Origin of the sequence: Streptococcus oralis, assembly GCF_019929365.1 — a bacterium.
In the GTDB taxonomy this organism is placed as follows: Bacteria; Bacillota; Bacilli; order Lactobacillales; family Streptococcaceae; genus Streptococcus; species Streptococcus oralis_BT.
In genome coordinates this window covers 199438-225270 of sequence record NZ_JAHZPH010000001.1, presented here as the reverse complement: position 1 = coordinate 225270, position 25833 = coordinate 199438, and the positions used below count along the sequence as shown (strand labels likewise).

The following is a 25833-nucleotide window of genomic DNA, read 5'->3' as shown; positions in this document are numbered from 1 at the left end:
CCTATTCTTCAATCACAAACATTCCGAATCCCATCGAATTCTTCTCACCAAGCCCAACTTGATAGAGGAAATCTAACACCTCCGCATCTCCTCTTATCTCAAATTCTCCTTTCCAACCTGTTATGAGATAGTCTTTATATTTGGTAACAAATTTATTTTTTAAAGAAAAATTTATCGGCTCTATATCAAATCTACCTGTCGGTACTTTATGATAATAAGCTTGATATTTCCTCGCAAAATTCTCTATGATTCTGCTATGGAATTCCGTATCAAATGGATTATAATACAATGTTTTTTTAGTCTCAGCATCTGTAGAACGAACTACCAAGGGAGAAATCATCCGAATCTTATAAGAAGTCCCCGTTAATTTCTTCTGTTCAATTTTTACATTTAAAATTTTTACAAGGTTTCGACCAATTCGCAATTCATCTAGATTTGACAAAGCCTCTGCAATAGTGAATAAAATGGATTGATCAATCGTTCTAATTTCGAACCTCACCTTATCAAGAAACTCTATTCGTTTTCCTTGTATTTTATATTGACCTTGCAATAGTGAAAATGTAAAAAGCTTAAAATGTTTGTCCTCAAACTGATGACCTATCTCATGAAGTTGCGCAGACAAGTCTTCCTTATTTTTCAATAAATTATAAATCATCGATTGAAGAAGGTAATTATAGTTTACTGGCAAGATAAACTGATCAATTTTTTGCAGTTCAATTAATAATTGCATCCTAGATTCCTCCCTGAATTAATACACATCTTCTTATATTATAGATATTACAAAATTTTGTAATCGCTGTCAAATTATATTGTTACAGTTTATCATCTTAAATCAACTGTAAAATTACTGCTTGCTCTTCAAATCAAATAAATAGTGCTACAACTTGCTAACACCAATAATTCAGGATTCATAAATCTTGCAGTAGATTTAGCTAATAAGACGAGAATAACTTAGCAGTTATTTCAGATTGAAGAAAAAGTCTATTTTGGACAATTTGCTAGTGAGTCATCGTATTCAACATTCAAATGATGATAAAGACTTTCCACACGGTAATAGCAGTTTTGAATCATTTTATACAACAATCACAGTATTGGGTATAAAGACTTCAAAGCTGAATTGTTTAGTTACCTAAACTTCTTCATTAAAAGGTGACTAGTTTTCCAAAAATGTGTTTAGAATATAGACAAAATGCATGTTTTGCTCTTGTTACAAATGGAAGAATGAACGAACTAGTTTGTGAAGCTTTATATAATTTATAATAATAATAAAAGAATTGGACGTATTTCAGTAAGTTCTATTGGGGAAAATTTGGCTTTTCAATAGAGTTCAAAAATGATATAATCAATAATGTACTTCAATGGTACTGTCTCAACCAAAGCTAGTGAGTTAATATTAGCCACGATTTCAGTAAACTGACAGGTGAGAGAATATGTCATAGAAAGCGAGGGAACCTCCACAAGAGTAAAGTCCAAGTAATACGAATCTAAGTATAGACTTCATAGCTTAACCAAGTAACATTTAAAATATCTGTTGAGTATCTTTGTGAGATTCATACGTAAGAAAATATTTTAAAAGAGGATAAGCGTGGTGCTTTTTATACATAGAATTTATATTCATAAAGCATTCGTTCAAGAACTAACGGAATGGAAAGCAAAACAAGCTCACCTATTAGTAGAGTTTACGGACAATACAGAAAACTTACAAATCTTTCAAGACAGTCCTTTACAACTGACTACTCCAATGGTTTCTAATCAAAAGATTAAATTGAAAAAAAGAATGCCTGCGTCATTAAAAATGATTCGTAATCACGATTTCCGACACTCACATGCAGCATTTCTAGTTTCAAAAGGACTCAGAAACGGTGAGGGAAAAGATTATATATTTTTTACACTTATGAAACGACTTGGACACAGTAGCATTAATACAACTATTAACATCTACTCGCACCTATTTCCAACTCAACAAAAAGAAGTTGCCAATGCTTTTGACAACTTCTAGGGCAAAAAATGGCAAAAAAATTTATAAAACAAGGCTCAAAGCCTTGATACGAAAGGAATCTTAAAAATCTTATGATGAACATGCAAAACATGATGCGCCAAGCACAAAAACTTCAAAAACAAATGGAACAAAGTCAAGCAGAACTCGCTGCTATGCAATTTGTTGGAAAATCTGCTCAAGACCTTGTCCAAGCGACCTTAACTGGAGATAAGAAAGTTGTTAGTATTGACTTCAGTCCAGCAGTTGTAGATCCAGAAGATCTAGAAACCTTGTCTGATATGACCGTTCAAGCCATCAACGCTGCTCTAGAACAAATCGACGAAACGACTAAGAAAAAACTAGGTGCTTTCGCTGGAAAATTACCTTTCTAATTCATAAAAAAGAGAAACCTCGGTTTCTCTTTTTTAGAAATCAAAAAATTCCATTGCTTTTTTTAACAGCAATTCCGTATACTCAGGATCATCTTGCGCGGTCGTTACTTGTAACTGAACCATTTCTAGATCATCTGTAATCATTCCATCTGCTCCGAGCCGAACTGCTTTATCAAAAGCCTCAGAACCATTAACAGTCCAAACATAAAGCTTTTGTTCTGTATACCAAAGTTTAGTAACAAAATATTCATCCAATGTTGAATATTCCATGGTATAGCCAGTTGCCTTGGTTTTTGGGAAAATACTATTATAAGGCAAGATGAAATAAGCTGGAATAGTCGAATCATATTTCAAAACTTGGTCAATCACATGATAGTCTAGTGATTGCATCTGATGACCATACTGCTTGATAATAGAGCCATACTTCTCTAGAAAACGTTCCATCATTTGTGGACTGTCTTTTTTACTGGTTTTGATTTCAATCAACAATCTTTGATGAAGTTCATTCGCGCGATTGAGATAGTCATCAAAACTAGATATTTTGGTTCGATAGCCATTTTCAGAAATATCTAATCCTGTCAACTCCTCCAAAGTCAAGTCTTGAGGTCTGGCATTGATACCTGCTAAGTTCTTAAGATTGGCGTCATGCATCATCACAAACTGACCATCTTTGGTCTCCTGTACATCCATTTCAATCAAATCTGGTTTCAGTTGCGCTGTTTTTTCCAAAGACTGTACAGTGTTTTGTACACCATTTTTATTTGAAACACCCCTGTGTGAAATGACTAAAGGGGTATTTGTCACAGGAGCTTCCAAATAGATATAACCTTCCAGCGCAAAAAAGATACTAGCGCAGCCCATAACTCCCCATCTCATCAAATGGTCTTTTTTTCTTCTTGGCATAATCTCTAGTTCCTCACCTGTCAAAAAGGAGACAAACTTAACAAGGAAATAGGTCAACGCCATATAGTGGATGTTTTTTATCAAGACAAAGTTGATAACTCCAAGAATCAGTGATTCTTTCTGTGTTAAATTGTCAATTACAATCTGTCCTATTAGCAAGGGAGTCAAGAGAAGGAAGAAAAAGAGATAGGTTTTAATAATAATGAGTAGCAAGTTCCAAGCATAAAAGAGAACTTGTTTTTTTGTCTTTTGTAGGCTATATTTTACTCCTTCTCTCACAGTCCTCTTTTCAAAGAGAATCTTCGGAAGGGCAAACATGAGTCGGACAGACACATAGAGCAAAATCCAAGCAGATGCAAAAATCATCAAGCCTACTAGCCAGTGCTTGTCTTCCAGATAAGTCACGATAAAGTCTGGAATAACGATTTTATTTAAGTAATAAATTTTTAAAATTTTCCTGATGAAAGGAAAGAGCATGGCTACATAGAAGAATACAAAGGCCATCTTACAGAAGCTCAAGCGTTTCATGAACAGAAAACTTTGCTGGAAAACTTTGCGACTGTACTCAATCAAGGTTCTCTTTTCGTGGTAGAGAAGGTGGCGCGCCCCAATAAAGAGGAGGCAAATCTGGAAATAGGCCACCAAAAGATTGATTACAATCAAGACGAGAAAGGCCAGACTGATTAAAGGAGAACTCGTGATAATGGCAAAAATATTATTGTAAGAAATAAACAAATAGCCCGTCTGGCTGAGTAAAAGACCAGCAAGAAAGGAATTGAGAGGTAACCACAGATATTCCACCATCATGAAAATTAAGAAAAAGAGGAAGAGAACTTTATCTAGGTTGAGGTAAATTTTCCTAAAACCTAGTTTTTTAGGTTTTTCAGGTTTCATAGGCACTCCTAGTCTAGAAATTGAGATAAATCTAACCCGCCAAAGGGATTCATAGATAGATTACTTTGTTCTTCTAACAATAGTTTTCCTTCGTCAGACTCCAGAAAGGCTTCATAAACACGCGCCGTCATGCGCGCATCTTCTAAACTATTATGCGATTGACCTTTAAAGCCTAAGAAATTCGCCACAGTTTGCAATTTGAGATTAGCTATGCCGTGTAGGTCGGAACTACGACGTTCAAAAGCCTCATCATATAGGTCGACCTTGTACTGGTCACGATAGTCCAAGCCATGCTCCAAGAGAATAGGCAAATCACTCTTGGCTGCATTGTAGCCAACGATAGGTGAATTGCCAACAAATGCCTGAAAGTCCTGTAAAACTTGTTCTACTTTTGGCGCATCTTTCAAGGTTTCAGCTGTAATTCCTGTCAAACCATTGATAAAACTCTTTAAAGGCACGCTGGTATGGACATAAGAATCAAAAGCACCTATCTCTTGACCATCTTGAAAGCGAACTGCTGATACCTGAATTAAATGGGTAACCCCTTCGTGTTGATTGAATTCTAAGTCAAAGGCGATATAGTCTCTTAATTTTTCCATCATTTACCTCAATTTCGACTCAATTTAAACTATAAATAAGAAAAGAAGCTATTAGGTTAGTGAATAACCCAAACAGCTTCTTTATTTTCCTCCAAATAGGCGAGCAAAAAAGCCTTTTTTGGTTGCTTGGACTTCTTCTTTTGCTTGGTCCAACTCGAGTTTCAAGCTTTCTTGATCCTTCATTGCTTGAAGAGTTAACTGTTGCTGTTGGTCCAATTGTTTGTCCTTTTCTGCAATCTGGCGGTCTTTGATGCGCATCTGCTCATCTTTTTCTGCCAGTTGCTGATCCTTGGCCTTGAGTTGCTCGTACAAACGAAGAATTTCAGCATTTTTCTCATCGACCAAGATTTCCATCAGTTCGCGTTGTTTGACATCATCACTGACTGGTTCATCTTCAAAAATCGTTTTTTTATAGATTTCTTCTAGCTTAATTAAGCCACTTCGAGTAACTACTGTTACACCTTTGTCATTTTTTTTCGTGTCCTCTTCGGGAAGTTCTTTGACACGATTGTTGATTGCCTGACGAGATAGTCCTAAGACCTCTGCAATCTCGCTGACGGTCATTTCAATACTCATAATATCCTCTGAAACGTTTTCTAGCTTTTCTTTATTTAAATCTTATCATAAGCTAGATAAACTGTCAAATTTCCGCTTAATTCAAGGCCTTTAAAAAGGCTAGTAAGACTTGGGCCGAACGACGTCCAGCTTCGATAATAAACTCATCAAAAGAGATAGAGGCCTCGTGATTGGCATTGTCACTCATAGCACGAATGACGAGGAAAGGTAGGTCAAGAGCCTGAGCCGCTTGAGCAATGGCTGCCCCTTCCATTTCAACTGCTAAAACATCTGGAAAGTGGGATTTGATACTAGCAATCTTATCATCTCCAGCTATAAAACTGTCCCCTGTAGCAATCAAGCCTAGGTGCCAGGTCTGTTCTACTTGAGATAAACTTTCTTTAATCCCAGTGATAAACTTCTGATCTGATTCAAAGTAAAGAGGTTGACCAGCCATCTGACCATAAGCATAGCCAAAAGCAGTCACATCCACATCATGGTAAGCCAACTTATCCGCAATCACTACATCTCCAACGGCAATCCCTTCTGCAAGAGCACCTGCTGATCCTGTATTAATAATGGCTTCTACTTGGAAATGATCAGCTAACACCGCTACACTCATAGCCGACATGACCTTCCCAATCCCACTCTGAACTAGAACGACTTCAGTATTGCCAATAAGCCCTGTGTAGTAAGTATTTCCCATGACTTGGACTTCTTGAGGTTTATCCAAATTCTGAGTCAAATGTATCAGCTCTTCTGGCATGGCAGCAATGATTCCAATTTTCATTTCATTTCCTTTCAATTACAAGAGTTTCATTGCCAAAACTAGCAAAATCAAAAGTAAAATCACCACAAACAAGACTCGGTTGAGTTTTGAGTTGAAGACATTTCTCTTAGTGTTCTCAATGCGGCGGCTCTTATGAATCGTTGGCTCTACTTCGATTGTAAGTGTATCTTGACTAAAACCGTGGTCTCTAGAACGTGAATAACCAAAATGTTGTGAAGACGTTGGTAGGATCTTTGTTTCCTCATCATCTTGAAGAGGTGGCCCTGATATTTTCTCACCGCGGTTGGCACGTTCAATCATCTCATCTGTTAATAAAGGTTTTCCCATGGGTTTCTCCTCTATTTCTTTTGTAGTTCCCAGTGCTGAATCGCCATAATGGTCTTGGCATCACAGATATGACCTGACTGGATCAGGTTCTTGGCTTCCTCTAGACTTACTTCTAAGACTTCCAAGGTTTCATCATCATCTTGTGGGCGAGGATTTTCCACCTTGACCAAATCACTAGCAAGGTAGAGTTTTAGTTTTTCATTACAAAATCCAATCGCAGAATAGAAATCGTACAACAGTTCTAACTTACCAGTGTAGGCAACTTCTTCTTCCAATTCACGAAGTGCCGCTGCCATTGGATCAGCATTTTCACCAAGTTCTAGTTTACCAGCAGGAATCTCATAAGAAACCGCCTCGATAGCTTTTCGATATTGCTTAACGAGAACGATTTTGTCCTCGGCTGTCACAGCTAGTACACAAACAGCCCCATTGTGAAAAATCAAGTCACGTTGGGCAGTTCCCTTTCCTTCTGGTAGTTCCACCTGGTCTTGTACTAGTTTGAAAATAGGACCTTGATAGATTTCCTTCCGACTAATCGTTTTTTCTTCAAATTCCATGACAAACTCCTACTGGTTCTTCGGATGATGAGGTAAGCGTGTTGCGTACTCGTCTTTGTTAACTTGTCGTCCACGACCGATAGCAATGGCATCTGCAGGAACATTCTTGGTAATGGTTGAACCAGCTCCAACGAGAGAATTGTCACCTAATTCAACTGGAGCAATAATGGTTGAGTTTGAGCCAACAAAGACATTGTTACCAATCACAGTCTTATATTTGTTTTTCCCGTCATAGTTTACTGTAATGGTTCCTGCACCGAAGTTAACATGGCTACCGACTTCACAATTTCCGATATAGGTCAAATGACCAGCCTTGGTATTTTCACCGATTGAAGATCCTTTTACTTCAACAAAGTTTCCAATGTGAACTTTAGTACCAAGACTTGAACCTGGACGAATGTGGGCATAGGGGCCGACTGTCACACCGTCCGCAACACTACTTTCCTCAATCATAGAATTCGTAATCACAGCTCCAGCTCCAATGGTGCTATCCACGATATAAGTTCCATTTGTTAAAATAGTTTCCGCCCCAATCTTCGTTTGACCTTTCAAGGTAACGTTGGCTTCGATTTGGACCTCAGGAGCAATCTCGACATCAATGTCGATGTAAGTTGCATCTGGATTGACAAAGCTGACACCATTGACCATATGTTTTTGATTAATACGGCGACGCATCACTGCTTCCGCAGTCGCAAGAGCTACACGGTCATTTACTCCAAGACTTTCATCAAAATCCTTGAGAGTATAGGCCCCAACCTTCTCACCCGCATTACGGAAAATACCAATCACATCGGTAATATAATACTCTCCTTGTGCATTGTTAGTGTTGATGTTTTTAAGGGCTTCAAAAAGGCGTTCATTGTCAAATACGTAAGTTCCAGTATTGATTTCCTTGATTTGTTTTTCAAAATCAGTGGCATCTTTCTGCTCGACAATGCGAAGAACTTCAGCATTATCGTTGCGGACAATTCGACCGTATCCAAAAGGATCTGCTGCTTCAGCTGTTAAAATAGTCGCCACATTTTTGTGATTGATATGGAAATCCAAGAGATTTTTCAAGCTTTCACCTGTAATCAGAGGAGTATCCCCAGCGATAACCAAGGTGTGGCCAGTGCGATCTTGAAGAATGGGCTCTGCCATCATGACGGCATGCCCTGTTCCTAGTTGCTCTGATTGAGTTACAAAGTCTGCCTGTCCAGCCAAGACTTGTTCAACTAACTCAGCCTTGTGTCCCACTACGGTAACTGTCTTTTCAGGTTGAATAGCACCAACACTACGAAAAACATGTTCCAACATCGAAATTCCTGCTACTTTATGAAGTACCTTTGGAAGATCTGATTTCATGCGAGTACCCTTACCCGCTGCTAAAATAATGGCATAATTTGACATACTATTCTCTTTTCTGTAAAAATTCCCTTATATTATACCATAATTTTACTTTTAAAGAACAAACAAACAGGTGCTTTCCTGAAAATCTCCCCTACTTGTCTACATTTCTAAACTGTTTCCTTTGATTTTTTTAAATTTTTACGATAAACTAAATAAATATGAGAAAACAAATTCATCCAGCTATTATTTTGAGTTTATTTGGAATTTTCATAGCGATTTTACTCCTCAATAGACCAAGTTTTGAGGACCATCCTATCAAAACTAAGCCAAATGCTCTTCAAGTTGAAACACAAGCCTTGCATAATCTTGACAAACCCATTATCGACGTCTCTGGTTGGCAAAGACCTGAGGAAATCAACTACGACACCTTATCTCAAAACATTTCTGGTGTTATCGTTCGCGTGCACAATGGGGCTCAGCATACTGAAGCAAATGATGCTGCCTTTATCAATGGTGTCGATAAAGCCTATAAAAATCATATAGCAGAATTTCAAAAACGGAATGTCCCTGTGGGGGTTTATGCCTATGTAGCTGGAAAAAATAAGGAAGAAATGGAGAAGGCTGCTGAAGTCTTCTACAACGCTGCTTCTCCCTACAATCCTAGCTACTACTGGTTAGATGTTGAAGAAAAAACAATGTCCGATATGAATGAAGGTGTTGAGGCCTTTCGTTCCAAACTAGCAACTCTCGGTGCTAAAAACATCGGTATCTACGTTGGGGTTTACTTCATGCAAGAGCATAGTATCAATACAGATAAGTTCACTGCTATTTGGATCCCTTCCTATGGAACAGACTCAGGTTATTTTGAAACTAAACCAAATACCGATCTGGACTACGATCTCCACCAGTACACTTCTAAGGGAAGAATTGCAGGATTTGAACATCATTTGGACATCAATCTGATTTCTACTGACAAAGACAAGGAAGAAACCTTCAGAAAACTATTTTTAAGGCCATAAAACAAGTGAAAATAACAAACTTTTTCACTTGTTTTTTCATTTTCTCCCCGTCTGTGTTATAATTGATAGCATAGAGAAAGAATTTTATGAAATTGAGGATTTTATTATGTTTTCATGGATTGCACGCGTTATTAAAGGAATCGTCATCGCATTAGGATTTATCCTACCTGGAATTTCCGGCGGTGTTTTAGCAGCTATTTTGGGTATTTACGAGCGAATGATTGGCTTTCTGGCTCACCCCTTTAAAGATTTTAAAGAGAATGTCCTATACTTTATCCCAGTAGCTATCGGGATGTTGCTTGGGATTGGTTTATTTTCCTATCCGATCGAGTATTTGCTAGAAAATTACCAAGTCTATGTTTTGTGGAGCTTTGCTGGAGCTATCATCGGTACAGTTCCTAGCCTCCTTAAAGAATCTACTCGAGAATCTGATCGTGATAAGGTTGACCTAGTCTGGTTCTGGACCACCTTTATCCTTTCAGGACTAGGGCTCTACGCGCTAAACTTTGTTGTTGGTTCTCTCAGTGCTAGTTTCGCTAGTTTCATCTTGGCAGGTGTTCTTTTATCTCTTGGTGTCTTGGTGCCTGGTTTAAGTCCGTCAAATCTACTCTTGATTTTGGGACTGTACGCTCCAATGCTCACTGGTTTTAAGACTTTTGATTTATTTGGTACCTTCCTTCCTATCGGGATTGGTGCAGGAGCAACTCTCATTATCTTTTCAAAATTAATGGATCACGCCTTGAACAACTACCACTCCCGTGTTTATCACTTTATCATTGGGATTGTGCTTTCAAGCACCCTCTTAATTTTGATCCCAAATGCCGGAAATGCTGAAAGTATCCAATACACTGGGCTTTCTATTGTGAGCTATGTTCTCGTTGCCTTCTTCTTTGCGCTTGGCATTTGGCTTGGTATTTGGATGTGCCAGCTGGAGGATAAGTATAAATAATGGCAAAGAAAGTTAAGATTAAAAAAACCTTGGTCGAGCAGATCTTGACCAAGGCAGGGATTGAGCACACAGGGATTCAAATCAATGCACTTGAGGGTGAACTTCCTTCAGAATATGATCGAACACATATCTTTAAAACCTTGGCTCTGCTGGGTGACAAGACAGGACCAATCATCGGAATTGTTCCCATAACGGAACACCTCGCCGAGAAAAAACTAGCAAGGGTTTCTGGTAATAAAAAAGTCAGCATGATCCCACAGAAGGACTTGGAAAAAACGACAGGCTATGTTCATGGAGCTAACAACCCTGTCGGTATTCGTCAGAAACACAATTATCCCATTTTTCTCGATAAGACTGCTTTGGACTTGGATCAAATGATTGTCTCTGCTGGGGAAGTCGGGCATAGTATCATCATCCGACCTCAAGACTTGGCCAGCTTTGTAAAAGCGGATTTTGCTGATATCTTGGAGGAAAGTAAGTAATGAAACTCTATTTTGTTCGTCATGGCCGCACTCTATGGAATCTTGAAGGACGTTTTCAAGGTGCTAGTGGTGACTCTCCCCTTCTTCCAGAGTCTATTGATATCCTAAAGCAACTTGGCCAGTATCTCAAGGAAATACCTTTTGATAAGATTTATTCAAGTGATTTACCTAGAGCGGTTAAGTCTGCTGAAATTATCCAAAGCCAACTCCAGACACCCTGTCCTTTAGAGAGTATTCCTAACCTACGTGAATGGCAACTTGGAAAACTAGAGGGATTAAAAATCGCTACGCTCAATGCCATCTACCCGCAACAAATCAAGGCCTTTCGCTCTAATCTCGCTCAGTTTGATACGAAGATGTTTGAAGCTGAATCCCTCTACTCTACGACTCAGCGTACTATTCAATTTATCAAATCTCTGAAAGAAAGTTCGGCTGAAAACATTCTAATCGTCGGTCATGGTGCAAATCTCACTGCTAGCCTACGTACTCTTCTAGGCTATAAAGAGGCTCATCTTCGCAAAGATGGAGGCTTGGCCAATGCTAGTCTGACAATTTTGGACACTGAGGATTTTGAAACCTTCACTCTCGAAAGATGGAATGACACTTCCTATCAAGAAAAATAATGGAACTTGATTCCAATGGTCAAGTTCTTTTTAATTTTCAAAGAATATCCGTGAATTTCTTGACTATTTATGATAAAATGGGAGTATCGCAAAAAATGACTCATCGTATCAAATTTTGAGTAAAATTAGGAGGATTTCATGTCTACAGAACATATGGAAGAACTAAATGACCAGCAGATCGTTCGCCGTGAAAAAATGGCTGCGCTCCGTGAGCAGGGAATCGATCCCTTCGGAAAACGTTTTGAACGTACTGCTAACTCACAAGAACTAAAAGACAAATTTGCAGAACTTGATAAAGAACAATTACATGAATTAAATGAAACTGCTACTATCGCTGGACGCTTAGTAACTAAACGTGGGAAAGGAAAAGTTGGCTTTGCCCATCTTCAAGACCGAGAAGGTCAAATCCAAATCTACGTTCGTAAAGACGAAGTCGGTGAAGAAAACTACGAAATCTTCAAAAAGGCTGACCTCGGTGACTTCCTCGGTGTCGAAGGTGAAGTGATGCGTACTGATATGGGAGAACTCTCTATCAAGGCGACTCACATTACACACTTGTCTAAAGCACTTCGCCCACTTCCAGAGAAATTCCATGGTTTAACTGACGTTGAAACCATTTACCGCAAACGTTACCTTGACTTGATTTCTAACCGTGAAAGCTTTGAACGTTTTGTCACTCGTTCAAAAATCATCTCAGAAATCCGTCGTTATCTTGATCAAAAAGGTTTCCTTGAAGTGGAAACACCTGTCCTCCACAACGAAGCTGGTGGTGCTGCTGCTCGTCCATTTATCACTCACCACAATGCCCAAAACATTGACATGGTGCTTCGTATCGCGACTGAGCTCCACTTAAAACGTCTTATCGTTGGTGGTATGGAACGTGTCTATGAAATTGGCCGTATCTTCCGTAATGAAGGAATGGATGCCACTCATAATCCTGAATTCACTTCTATCGAAGTTTATCAAGCTTATGCTGACTTCCAAGATATCATGGACTTGACGGAAGGTATTATCCAACACGCTGCTAAATCAGTCAAAGGTGATGGCCCAGTTAACTATCAAGGTACTGAAATCAAGATCAATGAACCATTTAAACGTGTTCACATGGTGGATGCTATCAAGGAAATTACTGGTGTAGATTTCTGGCAAGACATGACTTTCGAGGAAGCCAAAGCTATCGCTGCTGAGAAGAAAGTTCCAGTTGAGAAACACTACACTGAAGTAGGTCACATCATCAACGCTTTCTTTGAAGAGTTCGTTGAAGAAACCTTGATCCAACCAACCTTTGTCTATGGACATCCAGTAGCTGTGTCTCCACTCGCTAAGAAAAATCCTGAAGACGAACGCTTTACAGACCGTTTCGAACTCTTCATCATGACTAAAGAATACGGTAATGCCTTTACCGAGTTGAACGACCCAATCGACCAACTTAGCCGTTTTGAAGCCCAAGCAAAAGCTAAAGAACTTGGTGACGACGAAGCAACAGGTATCGACTACGATTACATCGAGGCCCTTGAATATGGTATGCCACCAACAGGTGGTTTGGGAATCGGTATTGACCGCCTCTGCATGCTCCTCACAGATACAACTACTATCCGTGACGTTCTACTCTTCCCAACAATGAAATAACCCCTTATCCTCTGGTACTTGCCAGAGGATTTTTAAGACTAAAAGAGACTGAGGTACACTCAATCTCTTTTTCTTATTCTTGATTTTTGACTTGACTGGTTGCCACATCTTCTCCAAACCATTTTTGACTAATTTCTTGGAACTTACCATCCTTGTAAAGACTAGAAAATCCTTCATTTATCTTATTAACCAGAGTAGTATCTTCCTTACGTGCTCCAACTGCAAAAGCTTCTGTTTCTAGTCCAACTGTAAAGACATTATAATCGTTTAAAACGCCTTCTGCTTCTAAATAATAGTTTGCATAGACACGATCAATCAATAGGCCATCAATTCGATCGTTTTTCAAATCAATCAAGGCTTCATTAAAAGTTTGGTATTGATTCGCTTCATTATTAGCGACAATATCCTTCAAAATCGCTGGCTTTCCTTCAAAGTTCGCATAACCAGATGAACCAGCTTGAGCTCCTAAAGTCTTTCCAGTCATATCTTTTGCAGTCGTAATACCTGACGATTTCTTAGTAACCAATACCTGCTCATTCTTCATATATGAGTTACTGAATGCTACCTTTTCACGACGTTCGTCTGTAGCGGAATAGCCATTCCAAATCAGATCAATCGTTCCTTTTGTCAATTCAGCTTCTTTCAAATCCCAATCAATCGGTTGCCAATTTACCGTAATTCCGTATTTTTCAAAAACAGCTGTAGCTAAATCAATATCAAATCCTGCATAGGAACCATCTTTCTGAGCAAATCCCATTGGAACAAAAGTACTATCAAATCCAATGGTAATAGACTTGTTAGACTCGTACTTAGACCAATTATCTCCACTAGTTTCACTAGAATTTTTCCCACAAGCTGCTAAGAACAAAGCAGTCATTAGACTGACTAATACAAGCATCAATTTTTTCATCATTTTTCCTCCTATTTAGGCTCTACTTTTAATAATACATCCGCAATATTTTCAGCGAATTGTAAATCGTGGGTAACCACAATTTGCGTCATCCCAAGTTCCCTATTTTGCAAAATCAGTTTTTCCACTTCCAAGCGCAATTCTGGATCCAAGGCAGAAGTTGGTTCATCGTAACCAATGATTTCTGGGTCAATCATCATAGCACGCGCCAAGGCCACCCGCTGCTTTTGCCCACCTGATAATGAAAATGGATAAGCATCTGCGTGCCCTGCTAGTCCTAACTGTTCCAAGAGTACACGCGCCTTCTTCTCAGCCTCTTCCTGCTTCATTCCCATAGTTTTCACAGGCGATAGGGTCAAATTGTCCAGAACTGATAAATGAGGGAAAAGTTGAAAATCTTGGAAGACAAATCCTAGTAGGTTACGCTTTTCTAGTTCGTCTAAAGCTAGAGATTCACCGTTATAGTAGATTTCTCCAGAATCGATAGTTTCCAGTCCAGCTAACATACGTAATAAGGTTGTTTTTCCACCTCCTGATGGACCTACGATTGCCAGGATTTGCTTTTCAGGAATTGATAGGCTGAAATTAGTTAAGACCTGTTTGCCACCAAAGGCCTTGTTGATGTTTCGTAATTCTAACATGGCAACCTCCTATCTATAGTAACTGTACTTCTTCTCAACTTTTTTGGCAAGGATAGTCACAATACCAATCAAAATCAAGTAAATTGCTCCTGCCAAGAACATAGGAATCAGACTAGCATCACGGTTGGCTGCTGTACGACTAGCCAAAATCAAATCTGAAATACCTAAGGCATAGACCAAAGAAGTATCCTTGACCAAACTCATGACTTCATTAAATACACTAGGAAGAACAATTTTGGTCACCTGTGGTAAGATAATATAGCGCACTGTGGCAAAAGGGCTAAACTTCAAGACCTTAGCAGCCTCATATTGCCCCTTAGGAATAGTATCAATCCCTCCACGGAAGATTTCAGCAAAGTAAGCTGCATAATTCAAAACAAAGGCAATAATAGCCGCAGGAAGGCGATCCAAACGAATCCCAATATTTGGAAGCACATAATAGATAAAGATCAATTGCAAGAGCAAGGGTGTTCCTCGCATGATCCAGATATAAATGTTGATCAGATAATGGAGGAGTTTCCAATGGACTTGCAAGGCAAAGGCAATCAAAACGCCCAAGGGAATAGACAAAATCAAGACCAGTACAAAAACCTGTAAAGTCATGCTTGCACCGCTCAATAAACTCGGTAATATCTCAAACATATAAGACATACTGCACCTCCTAAAAATAATTGTTCCTATTATAGCATAAATAAACAATTTAGCAAGGGTTATTGTAAAAAAATTCTATTTCTTTCAAAAAACGTATCTGCCAAATTGACGGATACGCTCTTTTAGAGAGATAACTTTTAAAGTGTTTCTATGAGTTCTTGCATTTGAACATCATCTGGAACTAGTTTTAAATAGGCTTCGGCTTGCACTTTGGCTTCTTCAAAATATCCCAATTCACGCAAGAGATAAGTATATTGCTCCAGAAACTCTGGATTGTCCTTGAGGTCAGATGATAGTTGTTGATAGAGCTCATAGGCCTTATCTAAATTCTCAGTCTCCTGATAAGAACGGGCAATCATCCACTTGGTCAAGAGATTTTCAGGTTCTTGACTTTGGAGAGCGATAATGTCCTCAAACCGCTCTTGTTCCATATAAATGGTTGCGAGACGAAGGAAAATTTCCTCAAGGTCTTCTGCATCTTCTTTGGCAGTAAGGAGAAATTGCTCTGCAGCACTAGCATCATGCAATTCATACGAAAACTGTGAGGCTGCTAGCAAGAGCCGAGTTTCAAATGGATTTTTCTCCAAACCTTGTTTAGCGATACGAAGGGCCTCCTCCACCTGATGTTCCTTGTGTAAGGCTTGACTGTAGCCATACTCATATCCTTCAAAATCTGGTGAAATGGTATCAATCTGCTTAAAGTAAAGAACAGATTTTTGATACTCTTCTTGGTCAAAGTAAAGACTAGCCAGTTCAAAAGCCGTTTGGTCATCGTATTCTAGTTCTAAGGCTTTTTCTAAGAATTCAGTTGCAGCTTCAAACTTGCCTAACTGGGCATAAGCGTAGCCGATTCGCTGATAGGTTGAGACACCCGTTTGCTCATAGATGGAGCGATTATCTAATTGAGCATAGCCCTGAATGGCTTCCTGATAATTTCCTAACTCGCTATCCAACTCAGCCAGACCAAAAACTAATAAGACATCATCTGAGTAACTTAAGGCTTCCAGTAACTTTTCACGTGCTACATCTGTCAATCCTTCCAACTGATAGAGATCGGCCTTCAAGGCCAAGGCCGATACGTACCAGTCACTTTCGGGTGTGATTTCCTCAAGGTAAGCAAAGGCTTCCTCAACATTGCCATCCTCGCTAACAATGCTGGCTAAGTTCAGATTCACTTCTGGAAATTCTGTAACGATATTTTGGTAAATTTCTTTTGCTTGAGGATAAAAGCCAATTACCTCAAGATAGCTTGCTAGTTCGTAAAGAACTTCACTTGAATCTGTTTCGAGGGCTTTGTGAAAATACTGATCCGCTTTGCTTAAATCCTGTTCATCCAAAGCCTGGAGCATACGTTGACTATTGTTCACTCTTGATTTCCTCTCCTTCTTCTTCATACAAACCGCTGACTTCTTTATACCAGTTAAAGATAGCTGAGATAACGACCTTGGCAGAGGCATAGACAGGGATTCCCAACAAGACTCCCCAAATCCCAAACATAGATCCTGAAGTCAGGAGAACAAAGAGGACATTGATCGGATGGATGTTCAGCTGACTACCTAAAATAAGAGGCGATACGAAGCGACCTTCAATCGTTTGTTCCACGATAAAGACAATGACAACTTTCAAGAGCATGACAGGGCCTGCGATTAAACCTAAAACAAGGGCAGGCAGCATGGCAAGGAAACTACCTAAATAAGGGACTAGATTTAGAATACCTGCCGTTACACCTAGAGTCACAGCATATCTGAGACCAATAATCTTAAAGAAAATAATAAACATAATCGCCACGATAATAGCAACTGTAACCTGTCCTCTAACGTAGTTTGACAGCTGTTTATTGACATCCGATAGGACTTCACCCGCAGGTTCTTTTAACTTCGTTGGAATAAACTTAGTCAAATAATCTCGCAAGCCTTTTCCATCGCGCAAGAGATAGAAGAGCATAAAGGGTACGATAATGACCGCTACAATCACCTGAGAAACACTACTGATAAAGCCACTGACCCAGTTGACGGCTTGAGAAGAAATTTTGCTGGCCCATATCGTTGCTTCTGTAGAAACATTTGCAAGAACCTGCTCCAACTGAGGTCTAAAATCATCTGGCAAGCGTTTGGTTACAAGGTCATTGATAACCATATCAGCATCCTTAAGATAAGTCGGCACATTCTTCGCAAAATTTAAGACTTGGCGTTGCAGATTTGGAATAGCGACTGCCAGACCCCAAATGATAAAAAGTCCAATAATGACAAAAACTATACTGATAGCAAGAACGCGATTGATCTTGTGTTTCTCCATCCAGTCAACAATCGGATTGAGGAGATAATAAAGTAAACCAGATAAAATAACTGGCAACATGACAACCCCTAAAAAATCCAAAACTGGTAAAAAAATAAAACTAATCTTACTTAGAATAAAAATGTTAAGCCCCAGTAACAAGGTTACTAAAAATACAGTGATGGCTTTATTATCTAAAAACCACTTAAAAAACCAAGATAGGCTAAAATGTTTCTCTTTATGTTCCATAAATACATCCTTTCTGTCGTTCTCTCATTATACCATTTTTAAACTAAAATAACTCTTTTTTAAAGTGCTTACATGAATGAATCTGGTGCTTCATGACTGCTATTTTGTGGTATAATGAACATATCATTATTAAGAGGTATGGACATGAAAGAAATTGTTTATTTTGGAACTTACACTCGTCGCTTATCTAAAGGGATTTACAAGGCAGATTTTGATACAGAAACAGGCCAGCTTGCAAATCTTGAACTCTTTGCTGCTGAACCAAGTCCGACCTACCTTGCTTTTGACCAACAGCAACACTTATACACTGTAGGGAGCCAGGATAGCTTAGGTGGAATCGCTGCATACAAGACAGATGGCACTTTGCTAAACCATGTGGTGGAGGAGGGGGCTCCTCATTGTTATGTGGCAGTGGATGAAAAGCGTGGTCTCGTTTATGGGGCCAACTATCATAAAGGTCAAGTTCTAGTTTATAAGCGTCAAGCTGACGGCAGCCTCGCCCAAACAGATCTGGATCAGCATAGTGGACAAGGCCCTCATGAAAATCAAACTTCTCCTCATGTCCACTTTACAGATCTAACACCTGACCAGTATCTCGTCACATGTGACCTAGGTACTGACGAGGTGACGACCTATGATGTTAGCCCAGAAGGAAAACTAAGTAAGCTCCACACTTATCACAGCCAGTCTGGAGCAGGTGCTCGCCACATCGTTTTCCACCACCACTATAAGATTGCCTATCTCATTTGCGAACTAAATAGTACCATTGAAGTCTTGATTTACGATGGGGTTGGTGAATTTGAACGCATGCAAGTCATTTCAACCTTACCAGACGGCTATGAGAGATTCAATGCTACTGCAGCCATTCGTCTTTCAAAAGATGGGAAATACCTTTATGCATCCAACCGAGGTCATGATTCCATTGCCGTCTATACAATCCTCGCTGATGGCAGTCTGGAATTATTAGAGATAGTACCAACACATGGACAAAATCCACGTGATTTCGACCTAACTCCTGATCAAGAGTTTCTCATTGCTGTTCATCAAGATTCTGATAACGCAACCGTCTTTAAGCGTAATCCTGAAAGTGGTCGTCTTGCAGAACTTTCTAACGATTTCCATGTCCCAGAAGCAGTCTGCATTCACTTTGCGAACTAAGATAATCAAAAAATGAACTTGAATCTCAAGTTCATTTTTTGATTATAGTTTATTTCCGACATTAATACGGTTAATGGCACGTTGAAGAGCAATCTTAGCGCGTCGTTCTTGGTCAATTAAGTGCTTGTCTTGAGCTTCTTCAATTTCACGTTCGGCGCGAAGTTTAGCACGTTCAGCACGGCTGATATCGATATCACGAGCACGCTCTGCTGAGTCGGCTACAATGGTAATTATGTCATTGGCAATCTCGATAATCCCTCCGTTCACTGCAATCCAGTTCACATGAGTATCATCATCGATTCGTTTTACCTTTACTTCATCAACCGCTAAAACCGCAATCATATTTTCATGTCGTGGCAAGATCCCCATCTCACCATCCAGAGTTCGTACCGATACAAAGCTGGCATGGTGATCATAGACGAGGCCATCTGGTGTCACGATCTGGACAGTTAACTGAGCCATAGATCACCTCTTAAAATCCCATTTTCTCTGCCTTAGCAATGACGTCTTCGATTGAACCAACTCCACGGAAGGCATCTTCTGGCAAGTGGTCATGTTTCCCTTCAAGGATTTCCTTAAAACCACGAACCGTTTCTGCTACTGGTACATAAGAACCAGGTTGGCCAGTAAATTGCTCCGCAACGTTGAAGTTTTGTGACAAGAAGAACTGGATACGACGAGCACGCGCAACCAAGGTCTTTTCTTCATCAGAAAGCTCATCCATACCAAGGATGGCAATGATATCTTGCAATTCATGGTAACGTTGAAGGACACGTTTGACTTCAGCAGCAACTGCATAGTGCTCTTCTCCAACAATCTCAGGTGCCAAGGCACGTGAGCTTGAAGCCAACGGATCAACGGCTGGATAAATACCCAATTGTACCAACTTACGTTCCAAGTTTGTAGTTGAATCCAAGTGAGCGAAGGCTGTCGCTGGCGCTGGGTCAGTATAGTCATCCGCTGGCACGTAGATGGCCTGAATAGAGGTTACAGAACCCTTCTTGGTTGATGTGATACGTTCTTGCAATTGACCCATTTCCGTAGCAAGTGTTGGTTGGTAACCAACGGCTGATGGCATACGACCCAAAAGGGCAGATACTTCTGAACCAGCTTGAGTGAAACGGAAGATATTGTCAATGAAGAGAAGAACGTCTTGACCTTCTACATCACGGAAGTATTCGGCGATTGTCAAACCAGTAAGGGCAACACGCATACGTGCTCCTGGTGGTTCATTCATCTGACCAAATACCATGGCTGTTTTCTCGATAACGCCTGATTCTTTCATTTCCCAGTAAAGGTCGTTCCCCTCACGAGTACGTTCTCCAACACCGGTAAATACTGAAATACCACCATGTTCTTGAGCAATGTTGTGAATCAATTCTTGAATCAAGACAGTTTTACCAACTCCGGCACCACCGAAGAGTCCAACTTTCCCCCCTTTAAGGTAAGGGGCAAGAAGGTCGATAACCTTGATCCCTGTTTCCAAGATTTCAGATGAGGTAGACAATTCATCAAAAGTTGGAGCTTTCTTATGAATTGGCTGACGCTCAGCGTCTTCAGCGAAAGGAGCATCCAAGTCAATAGTATCCCCCAAAACGTTGAAGACACGTCCCAAAGTTTCTTTACCTACTGGCACAGAGATTGGACGGCCTGTGTCCAAAACTTCCATTCCACGAGTCAAACCATCTGTTGATTCCATGGCGATCGTACGGATCATACCATCACCCAACTCCAAGGCTACTTCAAGGACGATTTTTGTTTTTCTTTCGTCATTTTTGTAGACGACAAGTGCATTGTTAATCTCAGGAAGTGGTTCCCCAGCTGCAAACAAAACGTCTACAACGGGTCCGATAACCTGAGCAATTTTACCTGAACTCATCTCCTTCTCCTATTCTATATAAGATACTGTCGGTTCCTAGCTCAACTAGGTCCTAAGTTCATTTTGATACGAGGGAGGCAAAGCCTTATTCTAAGGCACTAGCCCCCGCTACGATTTCTGTAATTTCTTGTGTAATCGCCGCCTGTCTAGCACGGTTATACTGGATTGTCAAATCATTAATGACCTTTTTGGCATTATCGGTCGCTGTTTGCATAGCTGTCATACCAGCGGCATTTTCAGCTGTCTTGGCATCGATAATAGCCCCGTAAATCATACTTTCAGCATACTGTGGCAACAACTGCTCTAGAATCTCATCACGGCTCGTTTCCAACTCAAAGGTCAAGCTATACTCTTCATCCGCTTCATTTGGATCCAAGTCAACAATCGGAAGCATTTGTTCCACACGCATTTGACTTGTGAGAGTATTAACATGATGGTTGTAGCAGACGTACAATTCATCAAAAAGTTCGTTTTGGTACATCTCAATCGTTTTTGAAATAATTTTACGAACTTCATCAAAACTAGGTTGATCTGCCAAGCCGCGTAGTTCATAGATTGGCTGAATACCACGAGCCTTAAAGAAATCAGCCCCCATACCACCAATACAGATAACTTCAAAGTCATCACCATTTGGATGGTATTCTTCTGTCAACTCCATAACAGCTTTAAGGATGGAAGCATTATATCCCCCAACCAAGCCACGATCTGAAGTGATGACAATATAGCCTGTCTTTTTGACTGGACGACTAATCAACATAGGATTGGTTGAACCACCAGCTCCATTTCCATGAAGGATATCTGTCAATAGTTTACGAACCTTTTGAGCGTAAATTTGAAAGTTACGAGCTGCTTCTTCAGAGCGGCCTAACTTAGCCGCTGACACCATTTGCATAGCATTAGTGATTTGACTAGTATTTTTGGTTGAGGCGATTTTTGTTTTAATATCATTTAGAGATACTGCCATCTGACACCTCTATTCTTATTGGAAGCTGGATTGATTGAGAAACTCTGTAATCGCAGCATCCAAGACTGATTCTTCTGGCAAGTCTTTTGTTTCACGAATGGTTTCCAAAATCTCTGGATGTTGTGCATCAAAGAAAATATGGAACTCTTCCTCAAAACGAACAATATCATCTACTGGAATCGTATCCAAGAAACCATGTGTCAAAGCATACAGGATGGTAACTTGTTTCTCAACAGGCAATGGTTTGTGAACTGGTTGTTTCAATACTTCTACCGTACGACGACCACGATTCAACTTAGCCTGCGTTGCTGCATCCAAATCAGAACCGAACTTAGTGAAGGCCTCTAGTTCACGGTAAGAAGCAAGGTCGATACGAAGCGTACCAGCTACTTTCTTCATGGCTTTGATTTGAGCGGAACCACCTACACGAGATACAGATGAACCCGCATCAATAGCTGGACGAATCCCTGCATTAAAGAGACCATCTCCAAGGAAGATTTGCCCATCTGTAATTGAAATTACGTTGGTTGCGATATAGGCAGAGATATCTCCTGCTTGCGTTTCGATAAATGGTAGGGCTGTGATTGAACCACCACCAAGTTCATCAGAAACTTTAGCTGAGCGCTCAAGCAAACGGCTGTGGAGGTAGAAAACATCCCCTGGGAAGGCTTCACGACCTGGTGGACGACGAAGCAAGAGGGAAAGCTCACGATAAGCGACCGCTTGTTTTGAAAGATCATCATAAACAATCAAAACATGCTTGCCTTGGTACATAAATTCTTCTGCCATAGCTACCCCAGCATAAGGAGCTAGGAAGAGCAATGGAGATGGTTGTGAAGCAGAGGCTGTCACAACGATTGTGTAGTCCAAGGCACCGTACTGACGAAGTGTTTCTACTTGCGTACGGACTGTTGATTCTTTTTGTCCAATCGCTACATAGATACAGATCATATCTTGACCTTTTTGGTTCAAGATGGTATCAATTGCAATGGTTGTTTTCCCTGTTTGACGGTCACCGATAATCAACTCACGTTGACCACGACCAATCGGAACAAGGGCGTCAATAGCTTTCAAACCAGTTTGCAATGGTTCTGATACAGACTTACGTTGCATAACGCCAGGAGCTGGCGCTTCTACTGGACGAGTTTTGTCAGTATGGATTTCTCCAAGACCATCAACTGGACGACCAAGTGGGTCGACAACACGTCCGATCAAGCTGTCACCCACAGGGACTTCCATAATTTTACCTGTACGGCGAATGGTATCACCTTCACGAATATCTGTAAAGTCTCCAAGGATGATAATCCCAACGTCTGTAGACTCCAAGTTTTGCGCCATCCCATAAGAGCCGTTTTCAAAGATCAACAACTCTCCACTCATGGCATTTTCAAGACCGTGAGCACGCGCAATTCCGTCCCCGATATAGGTTACAACACCTGTTTCAGAAACATCAAAATTGGGTTTGAAATTTTCAATTTGTTGCTTAATTAAAGCGCTGATTTCTTGTGCGTTAATTGCCAAAAGAACACCACTTTCTATTTCAAATTTTCTTTAACAACTCGAAGTTGTTGTTTAATACTCACATCAATTGTCTTGTGATTAGCAAAAATGACAAAACCACCAATGAGTCCTTCATCAATTTGTTCTTTAATACTCCGTACTTTCAGAGACATTTTTTTCTCTATCAAGGGAAGCAAACGTTCCTTCTGTTCGTCCGTTAAAGGATGAGCTGAAGAAATCGTAACTACAAAATGATTGGTTTCTCTTTCAAGACGATTCAAACAATCAACAATGATATCATAAAAAAGATTTGCTCTGTGATTGTAAATCAGAACCTGAATAAAGTTTTGCATTAAAGGTGAGACAGAGTCTTGAAAGAAACCAACTGTTTTTTCCTTATCAGACTCATCAACTGCCACCTGAGCTAAAAAAGAAGGTAAGTCCGTTTCTTCTGCAACTTGTTTGATTTGATCCAAGTCTGAAAAAATCCGGTCCTCTTCTCCTTTTTCAATCACTAATTGGACAAAAGGCATGCTGTACTTTTCAATGACCTTTGCTGTTTTCTTGTCCATTAGGCTTCTCCTAGCTGATCGATATATTGATCAATGAGTTCCTTATGAGCATGACTGTCAAGGTTTTTTGAGATAATTTTACCAGCGAGACTAATCGTCAAATCTGCCACCTCGCCCTTAACACTTTGCAAAGCCTCAGCTTTATTCTGAGCAATTTCTTGATTCGCCTTTTCTTTTAAGCGACCTGCTTCTAATTTAGCATCTGCCAGAATATCTGCTTTACTCTTCTCTGCAGTCTCTTTAGCATTTTCAATGATTGTTTTGGCTTCGTTGCGACTACCAGTCAATTCATCTTCACGTTTTTGGGCAAGAGTTTCTGCTTTTTGACGTGCTTGTTCAGCTCCATCAATATCAGCAGCAATTTTATTTGCCCTTTCTTCGAAGACACTTGTCAAGTTTGACCACGCATATTTCTTAACTAAGACAATCAAAAGGATAAAAGAGCCAGCGATTAAAATAAAGTTACCAATTAATTCACCTACTGTTACGTGCATCTGTTACTCCTTTCTACTCTTCATCATTAATTTTATTTCCTAGATACATAGAAGACAAGACTGTGAATACATAAGCCTGAACACAGGAAATAAACACAGAAAACGCCGTCCAGACTAGATTGGTAACAAATGCGACTGGATACCAATAAAGAGCCTGATGAGAAAGTGTGATGAGCAGACTAGCCATCACTTCTCCGGCAAAGATATTTCCGAATACCCGCAAAGCAAGTGATAGGAAATTCGTGACTTCTTCAAGGAGATTCATCGGTGTCATAAAACCTGGGGTAACAAAGCCTTTCAGATACTTTTTAACACCACGGCGACGAATTCCTTCTATATGGGTCATCAGGATAATTCCAAATGACAAGGCCAAGTCAAATTGAAGATTGGCAGTTGGCGATGTCCAAAGGTTTGTCCCATCTGTAGTTTGAAGTTTTGCCATCAAACCAAGATTGTTTGCGATCACCATAAAAAGAAATAAACATAAGTAAAAGAGTGAGTAATCTTTCATGTACCGTGAGCCTACATTAGGTTCTGTAAATCCGACTACGAAGTCATAGAGATACTCTAGTACATTTTGCTTCCCTTTGGGTTTCAGAGTCATACTACGACTCGCCCAATAGATAAAGCCAAAAATAACTGCCACAGACAGCAAGGTTAAGGCTGTCAAGGTCAAATCAAAGGTAACAGGACCGATATTGATGGTTGGATTGATACTTTCTTCCATCTAGAATCCTCCCTTTTTCCAATTTATACTTCTCTTTATTTGATGATAAATGAAAAGACAAGAGTTACAAAGAAAGTTCCTTCAATAAAGGCAATCCCCATGATCATCAAGCTACGCAATTGTGGAATGATGTCTGGTTGGCGAGCTGCTGATTTGAACAAACCGTTCATCAAAAATCCTTCTGCAAGGGATACACCCATACAGGCAAGACAAAGACCGAAAAATGTTAAATTCATGATGAATTCTCCTTTTTTATTTAAATTTACTTACTTAGTTTAGTCCTAAAATTTGTTTTTGTCAACTTTTTACTAACATTGAAAGCGTTTCAGATAATTTATTTCTATTTTTGCCATTTTTATCCTATTATACAGAAAAATTTCTCATTTTAGAGCGAGTGTTTTTCCACTTTCACTCTGTTTTCTGAAATAAATTGAAAAAATCCAAGTTTGAAACTTGGATGAATTCATTTTATTTAAAATAATAGGAATAGTGTTGTTTGCAACCTGGATTAAATGGAGCACTGCAATAAGAACATGCTATCTGTTTTTGATATTCTTGAAATGTCATTGTCCTCTTACAAGCCCCACATAAAATCGGTTGATCCTCGGTAAGCGCCAAGGGATAGGGCGAAAATACATGCGTTTCTATAGTATTATGACACTGATAGCAAGCATAGTATTTTTTACATTCATAGCACTGAAGGGAAATGATATCCTTTTCGCCATGGTAATGAATACATCTGCCTTCATCATCAACTAACAAACCTTGTGCTTGATTCATTCACTTTT

General features: G+C 39.8%; 29 protein-coding genes and 1 pseudogene. 8 read left to right on the top strand and 22 right to left on the bottom strand.

Annotated elements, in window-relative coordinates:
- Nucleotide 1: 1 nt before the first annotated feature.
- Nucleotides 2-730, bottom strand: a complete 729-nt coding sequence (gene cas6, locus K1I53_RS01195; protein WP_223327663.1) for a CRISPR-associated endoribonuclease Cas6 — start codon at nucleotides 728-730, stop codon at nucleotides 2-4.
- An 873-nt stretch (nucleotides 731-1603) separates the two neighbouring features.
- Between cas6 and K1I53_RS01190 the strand changes: the two are divergent.
- Nucleotides 1604-1999 (top strand): annotated as a pseudogene (locus K1I53_RS01190) (site-specific integrase); the annotation flags it as partial.
- A gap of 71 nt (nucleotides 2000-2070) precedes the next feature.
- Entirely contained in the window at nucleotides 2071-2370 is a 300-nt protein-coding gene (locus K1I53_RS01185) for a YbaB/EbfC family nucleoid-associated protein (RefSeq protein WP_000981527.1), read from the top strand.
- Between the two features lie 33 nt (nucleotides 2371-2403).
- Here the strand turns inward: K1I53_RS01185 and K1I53_RS01180 are convergent, their stop codons facing one another.
- From K1I53_RS01180 to glmU, 7 genes are all read right to left on the bottom strand, one after another.
- Nucleotides 2404-4167, bottom strand: coding sequence for a glycerophosphoryl diester phosphodiesterase membrane domain-containing protein (locus K1I53_RS01180; protein WP_223327650.1), 1764 nt, complete (start codon nucleotides 4165-4167; stop codon nucleotides 2404-2406).
- Nucleotides 4168-4175: 8 nt separating this feature from the next.
- Nucleotides 4176-4766 carry a 3'-5' exonuclease gene (locus tag K1I53_RS01175; RefSeq protein WP_125415188.1) on the bottom strand — a complete coding sequence of 197 codons (591 nt, stop codon included), beginning with the start codon at nucleotides 4764-4766 and terminating at the stop codon, nucleotides 4176-4178.
- A gap of 81 nt (nucleotides 4767-4847) precedes the next feature.
- Nucleotides 4848-5342: a chromosome segregation protein RocS gene (gene rocS, locus K1I53_RS01170; protein WP_000021247.1), complete on the bottom strand. Its 495-nt coding sequence runs from the start codon at nucleotides 5340-5342 to the stop codon at nucleotides 4848-4850.
- A gap of 76 nt (nucleotides 5343-5418) precedes the next feature.
- Nucleotides 5419-6111 (bottom strand): 5'-methylthioadenosine/adenosylhomocysteine nucleosidase, encoded by a 693-nt coding sequence (locus K1I53_RS01165; RefSeq protein ID WP_223327648.1) that lies wholly within the window; start codon nucleotides 6109-6111, stop codon nucleotides 5419-5421.
- A 15-nt stretch (nucleotides 6112-6126) separates the two neighbouring features.
- On the bottom strand, nucleotides 6127-6438 hold the full coding sequence (gene macP, locus K1I53_RS01160) for a cell wall synthase accessory phosphoprotein MacP (RefSeq protein WP_125399434.1): 312 nt from the start codon (nucleotides 6436-6438) through the stop codon (nucleotides 6127-6129).
- Between the two features lie 11 nt (nucleotides 6439-6449).
- Complete coding sequence (locus K1I53_RS01155; RefSeq protein ID WP_093585177.1) at nucleotides 6450-6995, bottom strand: NUDIX hydrolase; 546 nt, start codon at nucleotides 6993-6995, stop codon at nucleotides 6450-6452.
- Nucleotides 6996-7004: 9 nt separating this feature from the next.
- Nucleotides 7005-8384 carry a bifunctional UDP-N-acetylglucosamine diphosphorylase/glucosamine-1-phosphate N-acetyltransferase GlmU gene (gene glmU / locus K1I53_RS01150; RefSeq protein WP_223327647.1) on the bottom strand — a complete coding sequence of 460 codons (1380 nt, stop codon included), beginning with the start codon at nucleotides 8382-8384 and terminating at the stop codon, nucleotides 7005-7007.
- A gap of 158 nt (nucleotides 8385-8542) precedes the next feature.
- Here glmU and K1I53_RS01145 point away from each other — a divergent pair, with 158 nt between their 5' ends.
- From K1I53_RS01145 to lysS, 5 genes are all read left to right on the top strand, one after another.
- Entirely contained in the window at nucleotides 8543-9343 is an 801-nt protein-coding gene (locus K1I53_RS01145) for a glycoside hydrolase family 25 protein (RefSeq protein ID WP_223327645.1), read from the top strand.
- A 106-nt stretch (nucleotides 9344-9449) separates the two neighbouring features.
- Nucleotides 9450-10292 (top strand): DUF368 domain-containing protein, encoded by an 843-nt coding sequence (locus K1I53_RS01140; RefSeq protein ID WP_223327643.1) that lies wholly within the window; start codon nucleotides 9450-9452, stop codon nucleotides 10290-10292.
- A complete protein-coding gene (locus K1I53_RS01135) occupies nucleotides 10292-10774 on the top strand; it encodes an aminoacyl-tRNA deacylase (protein ID WP_223327641.1) in 483 nt (160 codons plus the stop codon). Before K1I53_RS01140 ends, K1I53_RS01135 begins: the two co-directional genes overlap by 1 nt.
- Nucleotides 10774-11397, top strand: coding sequence for a histidine phosphatase family protein (locus tag K1I53_RS01130; RefSeq protein ID WP_223327635.1), 624 nt, complete (start codon nucleotides 10774-10776; stop codon nucleotides 11395-11397). The genes K1I53_RS01135 and K1I53_RS01130 overlap by 1 nt, the downstream gene beginning before the upstream one ends.
- 138 nt (nucleotides 11398-11535) lie before the next feature.
- Nucleotides 11536-13026, top strand: coding sequence for a lysine--tRNA ligase (lysS, locus tag K1I53_RS01125; RefSeq protein ID WP_000102442.1), 1491 nt, complete (start codon nucleotides 11536-11538; stop codon nucleotides 13024-13026).
- 73 nt (nucleotides 13027-13099) lie between these two features.
- On the opposite strand, the gene K1I53_RS01120 is transcribed toward lysS, so the two are convergent.
- From K1I53_RS01120 to K1I53_RS01100, 5 genes are all read right to left on the bottom strand, one after another.
- Complete coding sequence (locus tag K1I53_RS01120; protein ID WP_223328415.1) at nucleotides 13100-13936, bottom strand: amino acid ABC transporter substrate-binding protein; 837 nt, start codon at nucleotides 13934-13936, stop codon at nucleotides 13100-13102.
- 11 nt (nucleotides 13937-13947) lie between these two features.
- Entirely contained in the window at nucleotides 13948-14577 is a 630-nt protein-coding gene (locus K1I53_RS01115; RefSeq protein WP_223327633.1) for an amino acid ABC transporter ATP-binding protein, read from the bottom strand.
- Between the two features lie 9 nt (nucleotides 14578-14586).
- The gene (locus K1I53_RS01110) at nucleotides 14587-15228 is read right to left on the bottom strand and encodes an amino acid ABC transporter permease (protein WP_125415176.1); all 642 of its coding nucleotides are present in this window, start codon (nucleotides 15226-15228) and stop codon (nucleotides 14587-14589) included.
- Nucleotides 15229-15365: 137 nt separating this feature from the next.
- Entirely contained in the window at nucleotides 15366-16595 is a 1230-nt protein-coding gene (locus K1I53_RS01105; protein ID WP_223327631.1) for a tetratricopeptide repeat protein, read from the bottom strand.
- Nucleotides 16585-17751, bottom strand: coding sequence for an AI-2E family transporter (locus tag K1I53_RS01100; RefSeq protein WP_223327623.1), 1167 nt, complete (start codon nucleotides 17749-17751; stop codon nucleotides 16585-16587). The genes K1I53_RS01105 and K1I53_RS01100 overlap by 11 nt, the downstream gene beginning before the upstream one ends.
- Before the next feature lie 144 nt (nucleotides 17752-17895).
- Here K1I53_RS01100 and K1I53_RS01095 point away from each other — a divergent pair, with 144 nt between their 5' ends.
- Entirely contained in the window at nucleotides 17896-18909 is a 1014-nt protein-coding gene (locus tag K1I53_RS01095; protein ID WP_223327621.1) for a lactonase family protein, read from the top strand.
- Between the two features lie 42 nt (nucleotides 18910-18951).
- Here the strand turns inward: K1I53_RS01095 and K1I53_RS01090 are convergent, their stop codons facing one another.
- The 9 genes from K1I53_RS01090 to K1I53_RS01050 all read right to left on the bottom strand — a co-directional run bounded on the left by K1I53_RS01090 (nucleotide 18952) and on the right by K1I53_RS01050 (nucleotide 25825).
- On the bottom strand, nucleotides 18952-19371 hold the full coding sequence (locus K1I53_RS01090) for a F0F1 ATP synthase subunit epsilon (RefSeq protein ID WP_000068036.1): 420 nt from the start codon (nucleotides 19369-19371) through the stop codon (nucleotides 18952-18954).
- Between the two features lie 10 nt (nucleotides 19372-19381).
- Nucleotides 19382-20788, bottom strand: a complete 1407-nt coding sequence (gene atpD, locus K1I53_RS01085) for a F0F1 ATP synthase subunit beta (RefSeq protein WP_125399423.1) — start codon at nucleotides 20786-20788, stop codon at nucleotides 19382-19384.
- A gap of 85 nt (nucleotides 20789-20873) precedes the next feature.
- A complete protein-coding gene (locus K1I53_RS01080; RefSeq protein ID WP_084946135.1) occupies nucleotides 20874-21752 on the bottom strand; it encodes a F0F1 ATP synthase subunit gamma in 879 nt (292 codons plus the stop codon).
- Nucleotides 21753-21767: 15 nt separating this feature from the next.
- Entirely contained in the window at nucleotides 21768-23273 is a 1506-nt protein-coding gene (gene atpA / locus K1I53_RS01075; RefSeq protein ID WP_223327619.1) for a F0F1 ATP synthase subunit alpha, read from the bottom strand.
- Between the two features lie 14 nt (nucleotides 23274-23287).
- Nucleotides 23288-23824 (bottom strand): F0F1 ATP synthase subunit delta, encoded by a 537-nt coding sequence (locus tag K1I53_RS01070; RefSeq protein WP_223327617.1) that lies wholly within the window; start codon nucleotides 23822-23824, stop codon nucleotides 23288-23290.
- Complete coding sequence (gene atpF, locus K1I53_RS01065) at nucleotides 23824-24318, bottom strand: F0F1 ATP synthase subunit B (RefSeq protein WP_223327616.1); 495 nt, start codon at nucleotides 24316-24318, stop codon at nucleotides 23824-23826. Before atpF ends, K1I53_RS01070 begins: the two co-directional genes overlap by 1 nt.
- Nucleotides 24319-24331: 13 nt before the next feature.
- Nucleotides 24332-25045: a F0F1 ATP synthase subunit A gene (atpB, locus tag K1I53_RS01060; protein WP_223327615.1), complete on the bottom strand. Its 714-nt coding sequence runs from the start codon at nucleotides 25043-25045 to the stop codon at nucleotides 24332-24334.
- A gap of 35 nt (nucleotides 25046-25080) precedes the next feature.
- Nucleotides 25081-25281, bottom strand: a complete 201-nt coding sequence (locus K1I53_RS01055) for a F0F1 ATP synthase subunit C (protein WP_001054552.1) — start codon at nucleotides 25279-25281, stop codon at nucleotides 25081-25083.
- A 232-nt stretch (nucleotides 25282-25513) separates the two neighbouring features.
- On the bottom strand, nucleotides 25514-25825 hold the full coding sequence (locus K1I53_RS01050; RefSeq protein WP_223327614.1) for a CHY zinc finger protein: 312 nt from the start codon (nucleotides 25823-25825) through the stop codon (nucleotides 25514-25516).
- Nucleotides 25826-25833: the final 8 nt, after the last annotated feature.

Bases quoted from the DNA above. Each gene is read 5' to 3' on its own strand.
- K1I53_RS01165 (WP_223327648.1), bottom strand. From the start codon at position 6,111: ATGAAAATTGGAATCATTGCTGCCATGCCAGAAGAGCTGATACATTTG.
- K1I53_RS01145 (WP_223327645.1), top strand. From the start codon at position 8,543: ATGAGAAAACAAATTCATCCAGCTATTATTTTGAGTTTATTTGGAATT.
- macP (WP_125399434.1), bottom strand. From the start codon at position 6,438: ATGGGAAAACCTTTATTAACAGATGAGATGATTGAACGTGCCAACCGC.
- K1I53_RS01070 (WP_223327617.1), bottom strand. From the start codon at position 23,824: ATGGACAAGAAAACAGCAAAGGTCATTGAAAAGTACAGCATGCCTTTT.
- rocS (WP_000021247.1), bottom strand. From the start codon at position 5,342: ATGAGTATTGAAATGACCGTCAGCGAGATTGCAGAGGTCTTAGGACTA.
- cas6 (WP_223327663.1), bottom strand. From the start codon at position 730: ATGCAATTATTAATTGAACTGCAAAAAATTGATCAGTTTATCTTGCCA.
- K1I53_RS01135 (WP_223327641.1), top strand. From the start codon at position 10,292: ATGGCAAAGAAAGTTAAGATTAAAAAAACCTTGGTCGAGCAGATCTTG.
- K1I53_RS01185 (WP_000981527.1), top strand. From the start codon at position 2,071: ATGATGAACATGCAAAACATGATGCGCCAAGCACAAAAACTTCAAAAA.
- lysS (WP_000102442.1), top strand. From the start codon at position 11,536: ATGTCTACAGAACATATGGAAGAACTAAATGACCAGCAGATCGTTCGC.
- glmU (WP_223327647.1), bottom strand. From the start codon at position 8,384: ATGTCAAATTATGCCATTATTTTAGCAGCGGGTAAGGGTACTCGCATG.
- K1I53_RS01155 (WP_093585177.1), bottom strand. From the start codon at position 6,995: ATGGAATTTGAAGAAAAAACGATTAGTCGGAAGGAAATCTATCAAGGT.
- atpF (WP_223327616.1), bottom strand. From the start codon at position 24,318: ATGCACGTAACAGTAGGTGAATTAATTGGTAACTTTATTTTAATCGCT.
- K1I53_RS01130 (WP_223327635.1), top strand. From the start codon at position 10,774: ATGAAACTCTATTTTGTTCGTCATGGCCGCACTCTATGGAATCTTGAA.
- K1I53_RS01140 (WP_223327643.1), top strand. From the start codon at position 9,450: ATGTTTTCATGGATTGCACGCGTTATTAAAGGAATCGTCATCGCATTA.
- K1I53_RS01050 (WP_223327614.1), bottom strand. From the start codon at position 25,825: ATGAATCAAGCACAAGGTTTGTTAGTTGATGATGAAGGCAGATGTATT.
- K1I53_RS01100 (WP_223327623.1), bottom strand. From the start codon at position 17,751: ATGGAACATAAAGAGAAACATTTTAGCCTATCTTGGTTTTTTAAGTGG.
- K1I53_RS01180 (WP_223327650.1), bottom strand. From the start codon at position 4,167: ATGAAACCTGAAAAACCTAAAAAACTAGGTTTTAGGAAAATTTACCTC.
- K1I53_RS01110 (WP_125415176.1), bottom strand. From the start codon at position 15,228: ATGTCTTATATGTTTGAGATATTACCGAGTTTATTGAGCGGTGCAAGC.
- atpB (WP_223327615.1), bottom strand. From the start codon at position 25,045: ATGGAAGAAAGTATCAATCCAACCATCAATATCGGTCCTGTTACCTTT.
- K1I53_RS01090 (WP_000068036.1), bottom strand. From the start codon at position 19,371: ATGGCTCAGTTAACTGTCCAGATCGTGACACCAGATGGCCTCGTCTAT.
- K1I53_RS01095 (WP_223327621.1), top strand. From the start codon at position 17,896: ATGAAAGAAATTGTTTATTTTGGAACTTACACTCGTCGCTTATCTAAA.
- atpD (WP_125399423.1), bottom strand. From the start codon at position 20,788: ATGAGTTCAGGTAAAATTGCTCAGGTTATCGGACCCGTTGTAGACGTT.
- K1I53_RS01055 (WP_001054552.1), bottom strand. From the start codon at position 25,281: ATGAATTTAACATTTTTCGGTCTTTGTCTTGCCTGTATGGGTGTATCC.
- K1I53_RS01175 (WP_125415188.1), bottom strand. From the start codon at position 4,766: ATGGAAAAATTAAGAGACTATATCGCCTTTGACTTAGAATTCAATCAA.
- K1I53_RS01115 (WP_223327633.1), bottom strand. From the start codon at position 14,577: ATGTTAGAATTACGAAACATCAACAAGGCCTTTGGTGGCAAACAGGTC.
- K1I53_RS01080 (WP_084946135.1), bottom strand. From the start codon at position 21,752: ATGGCAGTATCTCTAAATGATATTAAAACAAAAATCGCCTCAACCAAA.
- K1I53_RS01120 (WP_223328415.1), bottom strand. From the start codon at position 13,936: ATGAAAAAATTGATGCTTGTATTAGTCAGTCTAATGACTGCTTTGTTC.